Here is a 16,257-nt window from a genome sequence, read left to right as displayed (position 1 = left end):
TCTCCGGCCTCGCGACTCGGTTCCCTCCTGCAGGATCGTCAGTCAAAGACGTAAGTCCCCGGAGCTGCAGCAAGGATGGGATGGCGTTCGCTACCTAGCGACGCGGGCGCCGCAACCTCATCGCCTGACCGTGCGTGCAGCCAATCTCGCCAATCGAGCCACCAGCTTCCTTTTCGCTTCTCGGCTGCGGCCACGAATGCGTCTGGACCGGATGGATGGACCGTCCCGATCATGAAGGAGGCCTTCGGATTGGTCGGCGGGTTGAGGAGGCTCTGGAGATGGCCGCTGTTCGAAAGCACGAAGGTCGTCCCCTCGCCCATGATCTGCGCGGTCTTGTGCACGCCTTTCCAGGGCGTGATGTGGTCGGTCACGCCGGCGATCACGTAACTGTCGGCCTTGATCCTGCTCATGTCGATCGTCTTACCGTTCAACGTGAGCTTTCCGGCGTTGACGAACGGGTTCGTGAAATAGAGATCGAGGTAATCGCCGTGCAGACCGGCCGGAAGTCGGGTCGTGTCGGCATTCCAGTACAGGATATCGAAGGCCGGTGGCTGATTGCCGAGCAGGTAGTTGTTGACCCAGTAGTTCCAGATCAAGTCGTTCGGCCTCATCCACGCGAACATCCGCGCCAGTTCGTGGCCGTCGACCATGCCGCGCACCCGGGAGAATTCCTTGGCCGCGTGCATTGTCTCCGGCGTCATCAGGCAGCCGAACGCGCTCTCGTCGGCCGTGTTCGGATCGAGCAGGCAGACCGCGAGTACCATATTCCTGATCTTCTGTTGCCCCGCGCTTCCAAGCGTCGCGAAATAAGCCGTCGAGGTGATGCCTCCGGAACACGACCCCATCATCGAGATATCGTCGCTAGCGGTCACGTCCCGCGCGACATCGACAGCCTCATCAAGCGCTGCGATATAGGTATCGAGCCCCCATTCTCGGTGCGCAGCGGTGGGATTGCGCCAGCTGACGCAGAACACCTGGATCCCGTTGTCGAGCAGGAAGCGAACCAAACTTTTGTCGGGCGACAAATCCAACGCGTAATATTTGTTGATCTGCGGCGGGGTGATGACCAGCGGCCGCTTTCTCACATTCGGCGTCGTCGGCGTATACTGTATCAACTCCAGTAATTCGTTGCGGAAGACCACCCCGCCCGGCGTGGTCGCCAATGTTTCGCCGACCTTGAAGGCACTCTCATCCACCATCGACGGCATGCCGCCGTTTTTGGCGAGATCATCGAAGTAGTTCTTCAGCCCGTACCACAGGCTTCGGCCGCCGGTATCCAGGAATTTGCGCACCGCCGCTGGGTTGGTCAGCATGGAATTGGTCGGAGCCACTGCATCGATCAGGATTTCCGTGACCAGATGCGCCCGCGTCTTGTCGATGTCGCTCAGGCTCGTCTTGTCGACGAAGCCGCTGACTGCGTCACCCCAGGCAAGATAGGCCTTGAGCATCCCGCCGTGCAGCGCACTCTCCTTCCACGCGGCATCTGAGAAGCGCCTGTCGCCCGACTTCGGCGCACGCTCCGACTTACCGGCGACGATGGAGCCGAGTTCACTGAGAAAGGAGAGCCACTGCTCGGTAGCGACCTTCGGCTCGTTGACGATAGCCTTGAACAGGATGCCGGCGCTCTCGACCAGATCCTGACCCCGGATACCGACAAGTGGATTGAGCGCCAGCGTATTTCGGGATGCGTCTTCGGAGATCCCTTCCATGAGCGGGATCGGTTCGCGAGATTCCGTGCTCATTGCCGCACTCCCGCTGCGGGAATCAGGAGCGCCAGCGTTTCGGCAATCAACGCTGGCTTTTCCGATCCCTCGACTTCCATTGTGTTCAGGGTCTTCATGACCACCTGCCCGCCTTCCCTCGGTTCGATCCCGACGAGCACGACGCGCAGCCTCACGCGCGCGCCAGCCGGCACCGGTGTTAGAAAGCGGACCTTGTCGATCCCGTAATTCAGCCCGGCCGCGGCATCACTCGGGATGACGCCGACCTGCATCGCCAGCGGCGCCACCATCGCCAGCGTCAGATAGCCATGCGCGATCGGAGCGCGGAAAGGGCTTTCCCGCTTCGCCCTTTCAACGTCGATATGAATCCATTGGCGATCGCCGGTGCAGGAAGCAAACGTGTCGATGCGTGGCTGATCTATCGTGACCCAATCGGAAAGTCCGAGTTCATGCCCAACTCTTTCGCCCAAGCCGGCAAGGGTGAGGTTGCTCACGTTCTCCTCCTCGATCAGTCGCCTCTGCGTTCGAACAGCTACGCGTCACCATACTGCTCGCGCAGCGCCTTCTTGTTGATCTTGCCGACGCTCGTCTTGGGAATGCTGTCGATGAAGATGATCTTCTCCGGAATGCCGTATTTCGAGATGACGCCCTTGTCGGCGAACACTTTGAGATGGTCCTTGATGGCGGCGTCGCTGACGCCATTCGCATCCGACGGCCGCTTGACCACGAGCGCGAGCGGCCGCTCACCCCATTTCTCGTCCTTGACGCCGATGACAGCAGCCTCCGCAACGCCGGCACATTGCGAGATCAAATCCTCGATCTGCAGCGACGAGACCCACTCGCCGCCGGTCTTGATCACGTCCTTGATACGGTCGGTGATGTGCACAGAGCCGTTCGCGTCGACCACGGCGATATCGCTGGTGTGCAGGTAACCCCCGGCCCAGAGTTGCTCCGAGCCTTCAGGATTGTTGAAATAACCCTGGGTGAGCCATGGCGCCCGTATCACGATCTCGCCGGCGGATTTGCCGTCATGCGGCACGTTCTTCATGTCGGGGTCGACGATGCGCAGATCCACCAGCGGCCCGGCGATGCCGGCCCTGGCGCGGAACTCGACCTCTCCGTCCGGATCGCCGGTGAGGTCCTTCGATCGGACATGGGACACTGCGGCAAGCGGGCCCGTCTCCGACATCCCATAGCCCGCGAAGATGTCGATGCCAGCGGCCAGCGCCCGCTTGGCCAGCGCCTTCGGCAAGGCCGACCCGCCAATCACCATCTTGAGGCCCTCCAGATCGACATTCGCCTTGGCGGCGGCGTCGAGCAACATCTGCAGAATGGTCGGCACGCCGTGGGTGAAGGTGACGCCCTCACCCTTGATCAGCTTGACCAGCATCGCCGGCTCATAGCGACCGGGATAGACCTGCTTGACCCCGGCGAGTGTCGCCGACCAGGGAAACCCCCAGGCATGGACGTGAAACATCGGTGTGATCGGCATGTAGACGTCGTCACGCGAGAAGCGGCCCTGCGTCCCCGCCATACCGAACAGCGCCAACCCGCAGATCGAGTGCAACACCAGTTGCCGGTGGCTGTAATAAACCCCCTTGGGCAGTCCGGTCGTGCCGGTCGTGTAGAAAGTGGTCGCTTGAGTATTCTCGTCGAAATCAGGAAAGTCGTAATCAGGCGCAGCCGCAGCAAGCAGACTCTCATATTCGCCGACGAAGGACAGGCTGCCAGTCTGCGGGACAGGTCGGTCCGACATCACGATCAGCCGCTTGACCTTCGGCAATTGGGCCTTCAGCCCCTCCACCAATCCGACGAACTCATCGTTGACGAGAAGCGTCGAGGCGCCAGCGTGATCGATTGTGTAGGCGATCTGTTCGGGCGACAGACGGACATTCACCGTCTGCAACACGGCGCCCATCATCGGGATCGCGAAGAAAGCTTCGAGAAACCGGTGGCTGTCCCATTCGAGGACGCCCACGGTGTCGCCGGGCACAACCCCCGCTTTGCTCAGCGCCGATGCGAGACGGCCTATCCGCTCCTTGATCTGGAGATAGGTGAAGCGCCTCAGATCGCGGTAAACGACCTCCTGATCCGGCGCTTGCACGCGCGGCGTGTGCCACAATTGCTTGAAAATCAAAGGATACTGATAAGCTGATTTGGTGGTCTGAATCAGCCTTCCCACCATGGCGGCCTCCCTCGAATTGTCTTCCTCCGGCCGTTTCGGCGTCCGCCGTTCTAAGTGAGCGGATCGCTTGATCTGCCTCGCACCTCACGACACCAACCCCAAGCCTCGCGCGCAGCCCGGCCCTTGTGAAGGTCTGAAACGGACGAACAGCGGGTCCGAGCCGGACAAGCTGCCCCTCATCAGGGGCCAGGTCTTGAATAAAACTGCTGCATTTACGGCCCAAGGGAGCCGGATTCCCAGCTGCCTGAGCCTACGGGCGATCGGGAAAAACTGTTATCCTGTCCCGACGACAAGTGACAGAAGCTTCGAACCGTGTGGCGTTCAAAGGCAGGTTCAGTTGCGCGACTCCAAGCAGCCTGAGAGATCCTCCGCTTTGCGCTCTATTTCGAACAGCGCGAAGGAAAGGCCGATCGTTGGATTAGGTGAGCGTGTTTACGAGTCGACCAAACTTGCCGCGCTATTCGACGTGCTCGTCGACCGGGGTTGTCCAGCCGGCGAAATACTGAGAAACGTCAACCTGACCATGGACGAGGTGCACTCTCCCAAGTCAAGGATTTCGCTCGCGGAATTGATGACGGCCTGCAAGAACGCAATTCGGCTCTCAAACGACCCGCACCTGCCTTACCGCACCGGCACATCAATCCACCTCTCCGCTTACGGCATGTACGGGTTCGCCATTCTTTGCTGTCCCGACTTTCGAAAGGCGATGGCTTTTGCCGAACTTTATCACGCGCTCGCGGCGCCGCTGGCAACAATCGAATTCACCGAGGAGGACGGTGTCGCGAGCTGGGTCATTGAGCCCAATGCGCGCGCCGCAATCGATCCGCAAGTCTACCGCTTCATCACCGAGATGCAGATCGGCATTCATATATCTCTAATGCGGGATATCATGGGCCCTGCGTTCACTCCAGATCAGATCAGCATAGCTTATCCGGAAGCCCATGATTTTGGCCTGCCCGCGGACCAGATCGGATGTCGTCTAAGATTCGCAAGCCGGACCAACCAGATCATTTTTCGGTCGGCATGGCTCGACCAATCTGCAAATCTCGGCAACAAGACGACGTACCCAGCGGTCGTGGCCCTCTGCGACGACCTGCTCAACGATCTGAAATCGCGAATTGGAGTAGCCGGAGAGATTCGCGCACTCCTGCTCGGAGATATCACCAACCCTCCGACCCTCGCCGCCGTAGCAAAGCTCCTTGAAGTGAGCGATCGCTCGTTGCGACGTCAGCTGCGGGAACAAGGGATTTCCTTCCGTGGCTTGCTGGATGAACTGCGAATGCAAATCGCGCTGAAATACCTGCGCACGACAAGGCTGGCGAACGAAGATATTGCGCTGGCGCTCGGATTCAGTGATGCCGCAAATTTCCGCCGCGCATTTCGCCGCTGGACGAACAAGTCACCTAGCGAGATCAGAGGCGAATAACCACCCATTCTGCGAATTGGCGACAGTCGCTAATGTCCGCTGTGCGCCAGAAGCGGTCGTTCGAGCCAGGTCTGCTTCATTCGAGACATCGCGCTTCGCACGGAAGGTCTAGGTTGGGCTGCTTCAGCCACACCTGACTGTTCCTCACCCCCTTCCAGATTTCCAACTTCGCCGCTACATTCTCCAGTCTCGGTCTTGGGGGTGCCTGCGAGCGGCGGGCTTTAGGAGGATGAGGTGACAACAATACCCTTGGCGAAACCCGGCGATCGCAATCCTCGCACAATCGAGGAGTGCCGATCTTTTGTAGCTTACGTTGAGTCATTGTTCATGCCGTGGAACGTAGATGCGCTGGTTGATGGATTCACCGAAGACTGTGTTGTGCGGTTTGGCATCGTTCCTGAATTCAGGGGGCGCGAGGCACTTCGCGGATTCTTTATGGCGCGAAGCGCCAAGCAGAAGGGCTATCGCCTGAAGAAACAGTTTCGGACACTCATGAATGACACAATGACAAACATCTGGGACGGAGAATGGGAAGACTCCGGGACTGGACGGCTCATGAAGGGATTTGGAGTAGAAGTTTGGACCATGCGCGGCGGCAAAATCGCGGTTTGGGAAACTGCGTTCAATAGTGGGCCGGCGGACGAGGCGCTGGATGTCAGCCAGATGCTCAAATAAAAAACCAGAAATAACACGCGTGAAAACGCCGCTAAGTCGCCAAGTCAGGCATAGCTCGTGGCACGGGTGAACCTTCTGATATCCGGTGGATTCAACGGCGCGTACGAGGAATTGTTGCCGGAATTCGAGCGGACGAGCGGCATCAAGGTCGCGACCAGATCGGGTGCGTCGCAAGGAACGGGGCCGCAGACGATTGCCGTGACGCCTTCGCGTCGCCATCGCACATGAGCGAGGTTTCGGCGACGCCATCGAGCAATCGCACCTCGCCGAGATCATGCTGGCGGAGATGTTCCTCCACCAAAGCGTGTTCGACCACATCGCCACTTGGGCTCAAATACCACCGGAACTCTTCCCATCGCTGGATGAAGCACGGGGCTCAGACCAATTGCGGTCGCCGATCCTGACCGAATTGCTTGTTCCGCCCAGGCAAAAATGAGGTCTTTTGGATGCGCGTTGGATCGTATAGTCTCTATACAGAGCTGCCTTCCGAGACGGGACGCGCCGACGTCTCCGCTAATGGTGAATGGCAGCGAAATGCCGTCGGCAGGCATCACACTCTCTTAAACCGACAATCCTTTTGTGCCGGTCTCTTCGTGGGCATCCGCAATGCGCGCGGGCGCGGATAGCGCTCGATTGTGCAGGGAGCGGGTCGACTCGCTGCACTCCCTTCGGAAAACCGGGGAGGAGTATCATGACAGTTGCAAGCAAGATTGGTTTGAGTATCGCCGCGCTCGGCACGGCCGATACGCGACTTTGGAGAGCGACATCATGGAAACGCGCAACATCGGCAACAGCTTGACGAAAGGTCTACCCGAAGCGAAGCGGCGCGCCTTCTCCCGCCGCTCGGTGCTCACCTTGGTCGGCGCCCTCGGGGCCACGGCGCCGTTTGGGATCTTCGGAGCGGCTCGCGCGCTGACGGCATCCGGGGCTGGATCGCTGGCATATATTCCTGGCGAGCCTCTTATTTGCCGCACCGCGGCGAACAGCGAAGAGCTGCAGGGGCCGCCCCGCCAGCTCAAACTCGCCTGGAACGCGAACGCGGCCTGCACGCTCGCTGCGCCGGTCGCAAAGGAACGGGGTATCTTCGCCAAGCACAACCTCGATGTCGATTTCGTCAATTTCGGCGGTTCGACCGACCAGCTGTTGGAGGGGATCGCGACTGGCAAGACGGATGCCGGTTTGGGGTTGGCCCTGCGCTGGCTCAAGCCGCTGGAGCAAGGTTTCGACGTTCGGATCACCGCCGGCGTGCACGGCGGCTGCATCCGGCTCCTCGGCTCCAAGGCTGCGAATATTGACAGCCTGGAGTCCCTGCGCGGCAAGGCTATCGGTATTAGCGATCAGGCGAGCCCAGCGAAGAACTTCTTTTCGATCTTCCTCGCCAAAAAGGGCATCGATCCGACCCAAGAGGTAGAGTGGCGCCAGTATCCGGCCAATCTGCTCGCGCTTGCCGTCGACAAGGGCGAAGTGCAGGCGCTGGCCGAGATCGATCCGCTGCCCTATCTTTGGCTCAAGGAAGGCAAGCTCAACGAGATCGCGACGAACTTGACGGATGAATTCGCCGACCGCACCTGCTGCATTCTCGCGATACGTGGCAGCCTCACCCGAAGCGAATTACCGGTGGCGGCCGCTCTGACACGATCGATACTGGAGGCGGCAGACCGAATTGCCAGCGATCCCGCAGACGCCGCAGCGATCTATTCGAGCTACGGCGGGAGAGGATCCGTGGAGGATCTCGCCACCATGTATCGCAGCCATACTCACCACAATCATCCCGTCGGAGCGGCGCTCAAGAAGCAACTTTTACTCTACACCGAGGAACTCAAGGCGGTGAACGTCATCAAGCGAAACACCGACACCGCCAAGTTCGCCGAGCGGATTTATCTTGACGTTCTAAGCTGAGCCGATCGGCAAAGATCTGCAGTGAGCTCGGTCGTCGATGAAGTATCGAGGCCACAGAAACCGGGTTTCGGTTTTTTTTGCACGGTCAGCCACTCGGTCGTTAATCGGCGGGCTGTCTGCGGCCGCCGCGTGGTCTATGGTCGCCGCGCTCACCGCGTTCTGGCCGGATAAGCTCGAAAGCGATTGGGCCTACACCGGCAACCTCGCCGCTGCGTGCGGAGCATTGGCCGTTGCCCTTGCCTTGGCGGCCTTTGCCGGCGTTCGTTTTACTGTTTTCCAACGTCTCCAGCGGCTTTCTCCGTGGCTGGTCGCGCTCGCGCTGTTTTTGGCTGCCTGGGAGGCCGTCACCGCAAAGCTCGGATTGCTGCCGTTGCCGTTTTTTCCGCCGCCACAGGCCATTGTCGAAGTCGTAGTCGACGACTGGGGACGGCTGGCTGCGGGCACCTTGGCCTCAGCTCGTCTGCTCGCGACCGGTTATTTTATCGGTGCGGCGGTCGGGTTCGTGACTGGCGTGGCGATCGGCTGGTCGCGGCTCGCCGGTTATTGGATCCACCCGATTTTGCGGTTCATCGGGCCGCTGCCAGCGACGGCCTGGCTGCCGCTCGCATTTTTCGTATTCCCGTCGAGCTTCAGCGCCAGCATTTTCCTGATTGCGCTCGCCACCGGGTTTCCGGTCACGGTGCTCACCTGGTCGGGTGTCGCCGGCGTGAACAGCGCCTATTACGATATTGCGCGGACATTGGGGGCAAGCCAGCGCTTCCTCGTGCTCAAGGTTGCCATTCCGGCGGCAATGCCGCATGTTTTTGTTGGCCTGTTCATGGGGCTCGGCAACTCGTTTGCGGTTCTCGTCGTAGCCGAAATGCTAGGCGTGAAGGCGGGGCTCGGCTGGTATCTGCAATGGGCGCAGGGTTGGGCGGCCTACGCCAATATGTACGCCGCGCTACTGCTCATGGCGTTCTTGTGCTCCGGATTGATCACGCTGCTGTTCCGCTTGCGCGACCGCCTGCTATCCTGGCAGAAGGGTCTGGTGCGGTGGTAGCGGCGACCGCAAGCGACTACCCGGTCCGCGGAACGACGCTGACGCTCCGCGAAGTGAGCCATCGCTTCGACCTGGAAGGACAGCCGCTGCCGGTATTGGACCGCGTCAGCCTGCAGGTCGGCCGCGGCGAGTTCGTCGCTCTCCTGGGGCCGAGTGGGTGCGGAAAATCGACCTTGCTGCGGCTGGTCGCGGGGCTCGAAACTCCGACCGCCGGCTCCCTGCTGACGGAGGGAAGGGAGATCGAAGCACCGGATCCGTCGCGCGTCGTCGTTTTTCAGGACCCCACGCTTTATCCATGGCGGACGGTGTGGAGCAACGTTGCGCTCGGACTGGAAGCACGCGGGTTGCTGCGCACCCATCGCGGACGCATCGAAGACGCGTTGCGCCTGGTCGGGCTCACAGGCTTCGCCAATGCCTACCCGCACCAGCTTTCCGGCGGCATGGCGCAACGCGCGGCTCTGGCGCGCGCGCTGGTCAACGACCCGAAGCTGCTCATTCTCGACGAGCCTTTGGGCCAGCTCGACTCACTGACGCGGATCACGATGCAGGGCGAACTCGTGTCACTGTGGCAGCGCGCTGGCTTCACCGCGCTGCTCGTGACCCATGATGTGGAAGAGGCGTTGTTCCTTGCCGGCCGGGTTATCGTGTTGAGCCAGCGTCCGGCACACATCAAGGCGGAAATCGCGAACGCCAGGCCGTATCCCCGCCACCGGGGCGACCCGCATCTGGCCGAGCTTCGCCATCAGGTGCTCGCGCATCTCGGTCTCGGCGCCACCTGGTAAGGATCGGGGAGGTTGGGCCATTGGCGTGCTTTTTCTCCTTATTGAAAGCTGGCGGCATCGGGCCACGTTCAAACGTCGGCGATACCCAGCGGACACGGACAAGCAGGCGGATCGTCGGGCCTGCCGCGCCTACGTTCTTGGTACGGCGGGCTCCGCGCGAGCCCGTACTTTGCTGCCCTCGCTAAGGGCAATGGGCGGATTGATGATCACCAAGTCGCCTTGTTCGACCCCGTCGTCCACTTCCACCTGCGTTCCGAAATCGCGCATCACCGACACCTTGTGGATATGGGCGGTACCATCTTTGACCACGGCCACCTGCATTCCGTTCTGATTGAAAATCGTCGCATCGGCCGGCACCAGAAACGATGGCGTCTTCCTCAGTATGTTGAGATCGACAGTGCAGTAGGTGCCAGGCTGTAGCGCGCCGTCGGGATTCGAAATGTCGATCTCGGTCAGCAGCGTCCTAGTGCCGGTCTGCAGCGCTTCGGCGATCCGTGTCACCTCGCCGCGGAACGTGCGACCCGGGATTTCGGGAACGCGCACTATCGCCTCAACGCCCGGCGCAACGCCGAACGCCGCGTCCTGCGGCACATAGACCCGCACACGGATCACGTCCTTCTGCATGATCTCGAACATGAAAGTGCCGGTGTTTGCGTTTCCCTGCACCAACGAGCCGACATCAACGTTGCGCTGGGTGATGATGCCGTCGAACGGTGCAACAACCGAGGCATAGGCCCGGTTCTGATGCAGCACCCGAAGCAGGCGCTCCTGCGCGACGACATTCGCTTGCGCAACGCTGACCGCGGCTTCATCCGCCTTGACGGTTTGGAGGTCGATATCGCCTTGGTGGCCCGTCACCCATCCATCCCTGAGCAAGGGTTTATCGCGGCCCCAGGTCGCTTGCGCGAGCGTCGAGTTGGCTTCGGCCTGCTGCACTGCGGCCTTGAGCTGCTCGAGGGTGGACTCGTTCTGCGCAATCTGGTCGTCGAGCTCGGGTACTCCAAGCTCGACCAGCAGTTCGCCTTGTTTGACATGATCGCCGATGTCAACGTTTCGCTTTCCGATATAGCCGGTGGCGCGAGCATAAATGTTCGCGTCCGCGAACGCGGCCGTCGTTGCCGGCAACGTGACGACGATATTGCCGGGGCTCGCCCCTACGGTCGCGACACGAACGCTCGGTACGAACTCGCGAGCGTGATCGGCGGTCGCTATGACCTCCCGCTGCTGCGAATAGGAGCGCGATGTGCCGAAAGCCAGGCCCGCGGCGAGCAGCAAGAAAGCGGCGCCCCCGAACAGAAGGCGGCTCCAGCGGCGCTGAGTATCCGGGCAATCGTTCGGCGCTTTTTCGGATTTGCGACCGACGGCCGGTTCGCGCTGACGATTGCAGGTGTCATTCATTGGGAAGTTCCTCGAACACGCCATTAGCTGGTTTGCCGTCGTTGCGGCTTCTCAGCATGGCAAACAGATAAGGGACGATCAGCAGGGTCGTTGGCGTCGCGAACAGCAGGCCGCCAATCACCGCGCGCGCCAGCGCTGCATTCTGTTCCTCGCCGGCGCCGCCGATCGCCATCGGGATCATGCCGACGACCATGGCCGATGCCGTCATCAGGACGGGCCGAATCCGGGTATGTCCCGCATCGATCGCGGCCTGAAACGCCGTCTTGCCGGCGAGCTGCTGTTCCCGCGCGAACGTGACGAGCAGAATGGAATTGGCCGAGGCAACGCCGACGGCCATGATCGCGCCCATCAGGGAGGGCACACTCAAGCTCGTGCCGGTGATAAATAGCATGGTGACGATTCCGCACAGCGTTGCAGGAAGGGCCAGGATCACGACGAACGGATCGCCTAAATTCTGGTAATTCACGAGCATGAGCAGATAGACGAGCACGGTGGCGAACAACAGTCCGAGCCCCAGATCCCTGAAGGAATCATGCATGCTCTGGATTTGGCCGAGAACCGCAATCGAGTTGCCTGGCTTGAGCTGTTTTTGCATTTCCGGAATGAACTTGTTGATCTCCTCGGAGACGCCGCCGAGGTCGCGGCCCTGCACGCTGGCGTACACTTCGTAGGCTGGCTGGATGTTCGTCTGATTCAAGTTGGTCGGGACGCTGTCACGTCTTAAGTTGGCAACGTTGCTCAGCAGTCCTGGTACCGGCGGGCCTCCAGAGGCGATGTTCGTAGAAACTGGCGTGTTGCCAAGTTCGTTTAGGGAACTCACCTGACGCTCCGGCGTCTGGACCGTAATGTAGTACGGAATTCCCGCTGCCGGATCGGTCCAGAAGTTCGGCGTAACCTGCTCGGAAGAGCTCAGGCTTATATTGACGTCGTTGGCGATACTCTGCGGGCTTAGCCCGAACTGCAGAGCACGCGCACGATCAATCGCGGCCATGAATGCCGGAGCATCGATCTCCTGTTGAAGATGCGCGTCAACAATTCCGGGAATAGCAGCAATGCGGCGCCGCAGTTCCTGCGCTACGCGCAGGTTGTTCGCGCGGTCGCGGCCAACTGTCCGAACATCGATCTGCGCCGGCAGCCCGAAATTGAGAATTTGGGTGACCATGTCTGCAGGCTGGAAATAGAACGTTTCTTCGGGAAATTCGGCCGCCAGCACCTCGCGCAACTTGTGGACGTACCCGGCCGTCGGCGCGTGCTCCTTCGTAAGGGCCACCAGGATCACGCCGTCATTGGGGCCAATTGTTGAGCCGTCGGTGAATGCAAGGTTGTACACACGTTGCGGTAACCCGATATCGTCCACAATGAGGTCTCGTTCTCGCTCGGGAATTACCTCTCGAATCTTGTCCTCGACGGCCTGGAAAATGCCTTCGGTCGCGTCGATCCGGGTGGCGGCAGGTGCGCGAACGTGGAGCTTGATCTGTCCTCCGTCGATTGCTGGAAAGAAATCACGCCCGATGAGCGTTAGCATCACGATTCCCAACGCGAGCATGAGGACGGCAGCAAGCGGGACAATGAACCGTCGCGCGAGCATCAGGATGAGCACGTCGATATAGCTTACGCGAAAGTGTTCGAAGCCACGCTCGAAACTGCGGTGCAGCGACGCGAACCAGCCCATCGAACTGCCGGTTTCGTCGTGGTGCTCGCCTTTCAGCAGCAAGCCTATGAGGATCGGCGTCAACGTCCTCGACAGGGCATAGGACGCCAGCATCGCGAACACCACGGCGAGCCCGAGAGGCGTGAACAGAAATTTGGCCGGCCCCTCGAGGAACACCACCGATGTAAACACACAACTGATGGCGAGCGTCGAGACCAAGGTTGGGACGGCAATACCGGCCGACCCGTGAAGTGTCGCCGCGGCCGGGCTCATTCCCTCTTCAGTGCGCAGCCGATGAGTATTTTCGATAGTTACCGTCGAATCGTCGACCAAGATGCCGATCGCCAACGCCATCCCGCCGAGTGTCATGGTATTGATCGTGTGGCCAAGAAAATAGAGCACGACGATGGATGTCAGGATCGACAGCGGAATCGAAATCATGACGATCAGCGTCGACCGCCATGACCCGAGAAACAGCAGGATCATCAGCGAGGTAAGCCCAACCGCGATAGCCCCCTCCCGGACCACGCTCGCGACCGACGCCGAGACGAGTTTGGCTTGATCGAACAGTTCATCGATGGTCAGGCCGGGAGGTGCGTCCGCGCGTGCCGTCTGCAGAGCTTTCCGAACCCCGTTCACGACGCTGAGCGTCGAAGCATTGCCGTTCTTGATGACGCTCAGCAAGACAGCGCGTTGGCCATTTTTTCGGACGATATTTTGCTGTACTGCCCAGGCATCGCGGACCTGGCCGACATCCCTCACAAATACCGTTGCTCCATTCACGAACTTTATGGGGATATTGTTCAGTTCTTCGATGGTCGCGGGCATCGCATTGGTGCGAACCGTGTATTGCCTGTCTCCAATCTTGGCCAAGCCTGACGGCAGTGTCAGGTTCTGCGCGCTGATCGCGTTCACGACGTCCGTCGGCGTCAAGCCCCTGGCCTGAAGCTTTGTTTGGTCGATATCGACCATGATCTGCCGATATTTTCCTCCATCCGGGGTCGGGAACGTGACGCCATGGACCGGAGCCAGCTGTTGACGCAGGCGATAGTAGCCGTAATCGTAGAGCTTCTGTTCGTTGAGATTGTCGGAAGCCAGGCTGAGCTGCAGGACCGGTATGCTTGACGCATTGTAGTTCACGACTATTGGCGCTTGGATTCCGGTTGGCATGAGCACACGAATGTAGTTCGTAGCCGAAACGATCTGTGCAATAGCTAGGTCGATATTGACGTCCGGTTGAAAGAAGATCTTCTGTACGGAAATGCCATTCAGCGTCTGCGCTTCCATATTCTTGATGCCATTTACGCTCGTACTGATCGCGTATTGGCTGTATGTGGTGACGCGCTGCTCCATCTCCGGCGTGCTTAGACCTGTGTACTGCCAGATGACAGTGACGACCGGAATGTTGATCTCCGGGAAGATATCGACCGGCATGACGACAATCGCCAAGACACCGAGAAACAGAATTAGTGCGGCGAGCCCGTAGAAAGTATATGGAAATTTCAACGCAAATCGGACAACGCCCATACCCGAGTTCCTTATCTCGCGGATGTTCCGGAATATGCAGATCAGCCCTGAGCTAAGCTATTGCGCCGGAACTGGAACGAGCGCGTTGGCGGGCAACGCAGGATTGATCGGGCCGCAGCGTTCAGCCAACTCTGTGTCGTAATCTTCCGCGCTTAACGTGACCTCGAGCGCCCTGGGCGCGGTCGGCTACCGATACTCAGTCCGCGGGATCATCCATGTTGAAACCGTCTGCCAAAGGCCATCGCCAAACTTCCGTTGATAGGCGATAAAGTCGGCATCTTCGCCGTGCACGAGTTCAAAGCGATGAGACTTGATTGAATGTTTGGTCTGTTTCATCACCGGAGTTCTCCTCATCAGAAATTGAACGACCGTTGAACTAGTTGCACGTATTCGTAAATCAATCGAATGATAGACATCATATATTCACGTTATCGAGAGGTGACCGAACAGGAACACTCTCGCCGGAAGATGGCTGCAGGAGGGCCGGCGCAGCACATGTCGTTGCGACCCAGGAGCAAGACATGGTCGTCGAAGTGATGCGCATCACGAGCGACAACGGCACGCGCGTTGCTTTCGATCCCGTAGGCGGACCCGCACTTTACCAAGCTGATCGCCGCATTGACCAATCAGGGCATCGCCACATCTGCAGCGCACTGAGCGAGGGTGACGCTCCGATCCCTGTGCTGGGGACGATCCGGAAGATGCCAACCGTCAAGGGATACAGCATCCGACTGGTAGCCGGCGACGAAGCACGCCGGAAGGCCGCAGTTGAGTACGTCATCAACGGCCTCACGAGTGGCGCTCTCAAGCCGATCATCGATCGTACATTCAAGTTCGACGATATGGTGGAAGTGCAGCGCTATCTGGAGAACAGCGGCCAATTCGGCAAGGTCGTCGTTACCCTTTGAGCCGATGTTTCATCTAAGTGCGGCATCAATCGAACGCCGTGCGAACGGCCGCTTTGCGCCAAGAGCGGTCTGACAATCATCACCTACGTTCGAAGTATTTTCGGACTTGCGACCAAGGAGCGAGCAACCCCTCGATGATGAAAACGAATCGAGCGACGACTTCCGCTGTCCCCCCCCCCCCGACAGCGGAAGTCGTCCGCCATCGCAGCCATGTCCGAAAAGTGGCATAAGCAGAAGTGCTCAACGGCCATCGCATCATCTCAGCTCGTTCAAGCCCGCCAACCAGGCGGCCAAGCGAGAAAACGCCCGAAGGATGTGAAGCTTGGAGCTTTCAATCTACTCAGGCCGTTTGTCGAGCATGGAAAGCGTCGAGCATAAAAAAAGAGCGGCTTGAGCCGCTCTTTTTTGCTTTCATCGGCAAGCATGCCACTCACCATCGTCGCCCATATACTTCCCGGACACCGGGTTGTAGTACGCCCAACGCTCGGCGCAATAGCGTGCTGACGCCTTCTGGATACCACGGAGCCGATGCCTTGCTTGAGCACCGCCGAGCCCGCCGCTGCCGAAGTGCATCGCACCGCCACGGTGGCCATCGACGCCGCGGAGCTCCACGGCGAAGGTCGGGGTTCCAACTGCTAACGCGAGTAACACGGCCGTCGCCCCTACAATACTAAGTCTCGACATTGCGTTTCTCCATATATGATATGCCGCAAGCGGTTGGGGCCGCCGCCCTGGCGCGGCACCCGCATTGTCGCCCCGGTAACCGGGATGCCACATGCTTTGCTGCACAGCTCGAACGCGCGGCAAAAGTCATGCAACCGGAGCGCAACGACCCGAACGTAAGGATGAGACAAGGGAGAGCTAGTAAATTCGCGTTTAACCCGACGACCTGCCGAGGTCCTGTCCGAGTCAAAAGCGTCATTTTGAGCGTCGGCGGATCGCTTCCGGTCTGCCCCAACTCCGGACATCCTCAGCGCCCGTCGGCATGTCTCAAAGGTGCCAACTTCGGACGCAATGGAGCAAATCGCCGTTCGGGCCTGCCCAAA

The 16,257-nt window shown here is 59.8% G+C and carries 13 protein-coding genes; 6 read left to right on the top strand and 7 right to left on the bottom strand.

The window, feature by feature from the left end; genetic code table 11:
* Window positions 1-38 precede the first annotated feature (38 nt).
* Genes B5527_RS08830 through B5527_RS08820 form a run of 3 tightly spaced genes read right to left on the bottom strand, consistent with a single transcriptional unit; the run spans window position 39 to window position 3,906 of the window.
* Window positions 39-1,742, bottom strand: a complete 1,704-nt coding sequence (locus B5527_RS08830; protein WP_079600943.1) for an alpha/beta fold hydrolase — start codon at window positions 1,740-1,742, stop codon at window positions 39-41.
* Window positions 1,739-2,215 (bottom strand): MaoC family dehydratase, encoded by a 477-nt coding sequence (locus B5527_RS08825; protein WP_079600942.1) that lies wholly within the window; start codon window positions 2,213-2,215, stop codon window positions 1,739-1,741. Before B5527_RS08825 ends, B5527_RS08830 begins: the two co-directional genes overlap by 4 nt.
* Window positions 2,216-2,253: 38 nt before the next feature.
* Complete coding sequence (locus B5527_RS08820) at window positions 2,254-3,906, bottom strand: fatty acid--CoA ligase (protein WP_079600941.1); 1,653 nt, start codon at window positions 3,904-3,906, stop codon at window positions 2,254-2,256.
* A 337-nt stretch (window positions 3,907-4,243) separates the two neighbouring features.
* Between B5527_RS08820 and B5527_RS08815 the strand changes: the two genes are divergently transcribed.
* The 5 genes from B5527_RS08815 (at window position 4,244) to B5527_RS08790 (ending at window position 9,727) form a co-directional block, all read left to right on the top strand.
* A complete protein-coding gene (locus tag B5527_RS08815) occupies window positions 4,244-5,332 on the top strand; it encodes an AraC family transcriptional regulator (RefSeq protein ID WP_154072111.1) in 1,089 nt (362 codons plus the stop codon).
* Between the two features lie 234 nt (window positions 5,333-5,566).
* Window positions 5,567-6,007 (top strand): nuclear transport factor 2 family protein, encoded by a 441-nt coding sequence (locus B5527_RS08810; protein WP_154072110.1) that lies wholly within the window; start codon window positions 5,567-5,569, stop codon window positions 6,005-6,007.
* Between the two features lie 606 nt (window positions 6,008-6,613).
* Window positions 6,614-7,906 carry an ABC transporter substrate-binding protein gene (locus B5527_RS08800; protein WP_245332550.1) on the top strand — a complete coding sequence of 431 codons (1,293 nt, stop codon included), beginning with the start codon at window positions 6,614-6,616 and terminating at the stop codon, window positions 7,904-7,906.
* 37 nt (window positions 7,907-7,943) lie between these two features.
* The gene (locus B5527_RS45705; RefSeq protein WP_197689291.1) at window positions 7,944-8,945 is read left to right on the top strand and encodes an ABC transporter permease; all 1,002 of its coding nucleotides are present in this window, start codon (window positions 7,944-7,946) and stop codon (window positions 8,943-8,945) included.
* Entirely contained in the window at window positions 8,939-9,727 is a 789-nt protein-coding gene (locus tag B5527_RS08790) for an ABC transporter ATP-binding protein (protein WP_079600936.1), read from the top strand. The genes B5527_RS45705 and B5527_RS08790 overlap by 7 nt, the downstream gene beginning before the upstream one ends.
* A gap of 129 nt (window positions 9,728-9,856) precedes the next feature.
* Here the strand turns inward: B5527_RS08790 and B5527_RS08785 are convergent, their stop codons facing one another.
* The 3 genes from B5527_RS08785 to B5527_RS45250 all read right to left on the bottom strand — a co-directional run bounded on the left by B5527_RS08785 (window position 9,857) and on the right by B5527_RS45250 (window position 14,639).
* Entirely contained in the window at window positions 9,857-11,125 is a 1,269-nt protein-coding gene (locus B5527_RS08785) for an efflux RND transporter periplasmic adaptor subunit (protein ID WP_154072109.1), read from the bottom strand.
* The gene (locus B5527_RS08780) at window positions 11,118-14,303 is read right to left on the bottom strand and encodes an efflux RND transporter permease subunit (protein ID WP_079600934.1); all 3,186 of its coding nucleotides are present in this window, start codon (window positions 14,301-14,303) and stop codon (window positions 11,118-11,120) included. The genes B5527_RS08785 and B5527_RS08780 overlap by 8 nt, the downstream gene beginning before the upstream one ends.
* A gap of 186 nt (window positions 14,304-14,489) precedes the next feature.
* Entirely contained in the window at window positions 14,490-14,639 is a 150-nt protein-coding gene (locus B5527_RS45250) for a hypothetical protein (RefSeq protein WP_172842513.1), read from the bottom strand.
* Window positions 14,640-14,683: 44 nt separating this feature from the next.
* Between B5527_RS45250 and B5527_RS08775 the strand changes: the two genes are divergently transcribed.
* Window positions 14,684-15,211 carry a zinc-binding dehydrogenase gene (locus B5527_RS08775; protein ID WP_276329319.1) on the top strand — a complete coding sequence of 176 codons (528 nt, stop codon included), beginning with the start codon at window positions 14,684-14,686 and terminating at the stop codon, window positions 15,209-15,211.
* Between the two features lie 411 nt (window positions 15,212-15,622).
* On the opposite strand, the gene B5527_RS47560 is transcribed toward B5527_RS08775, so the two are convergent.
* Complete coding sequence (locus B5527_RS47560) at window positions 15,623-15,784, bottom strand: BA14K family protein (protein ID WP_425305092.1); 162 nt, start codon at window positions 15,782-15,784, stop codon at window positions 15,623-15,625.
* Window positions 15,785-16,257: the final 473 nt, after the last annotated feature.

It is taken from the genome of Bradyrhizobium erythrophlei, assembly GCF_900129425.1.
Lineage (GTDB): Bacteria > Pseudomonadota > Alphaproteobacteria > Rhizobiales > Xanthobacteraceae > Bradyrhizobium > Bradyrhizobium erythrophlei_C.
The sequence above is the reverse complement of the archived record's forward strand: the minus strand, read 5'-3'. Positions and strand labels throughout refer to the sequence as shown.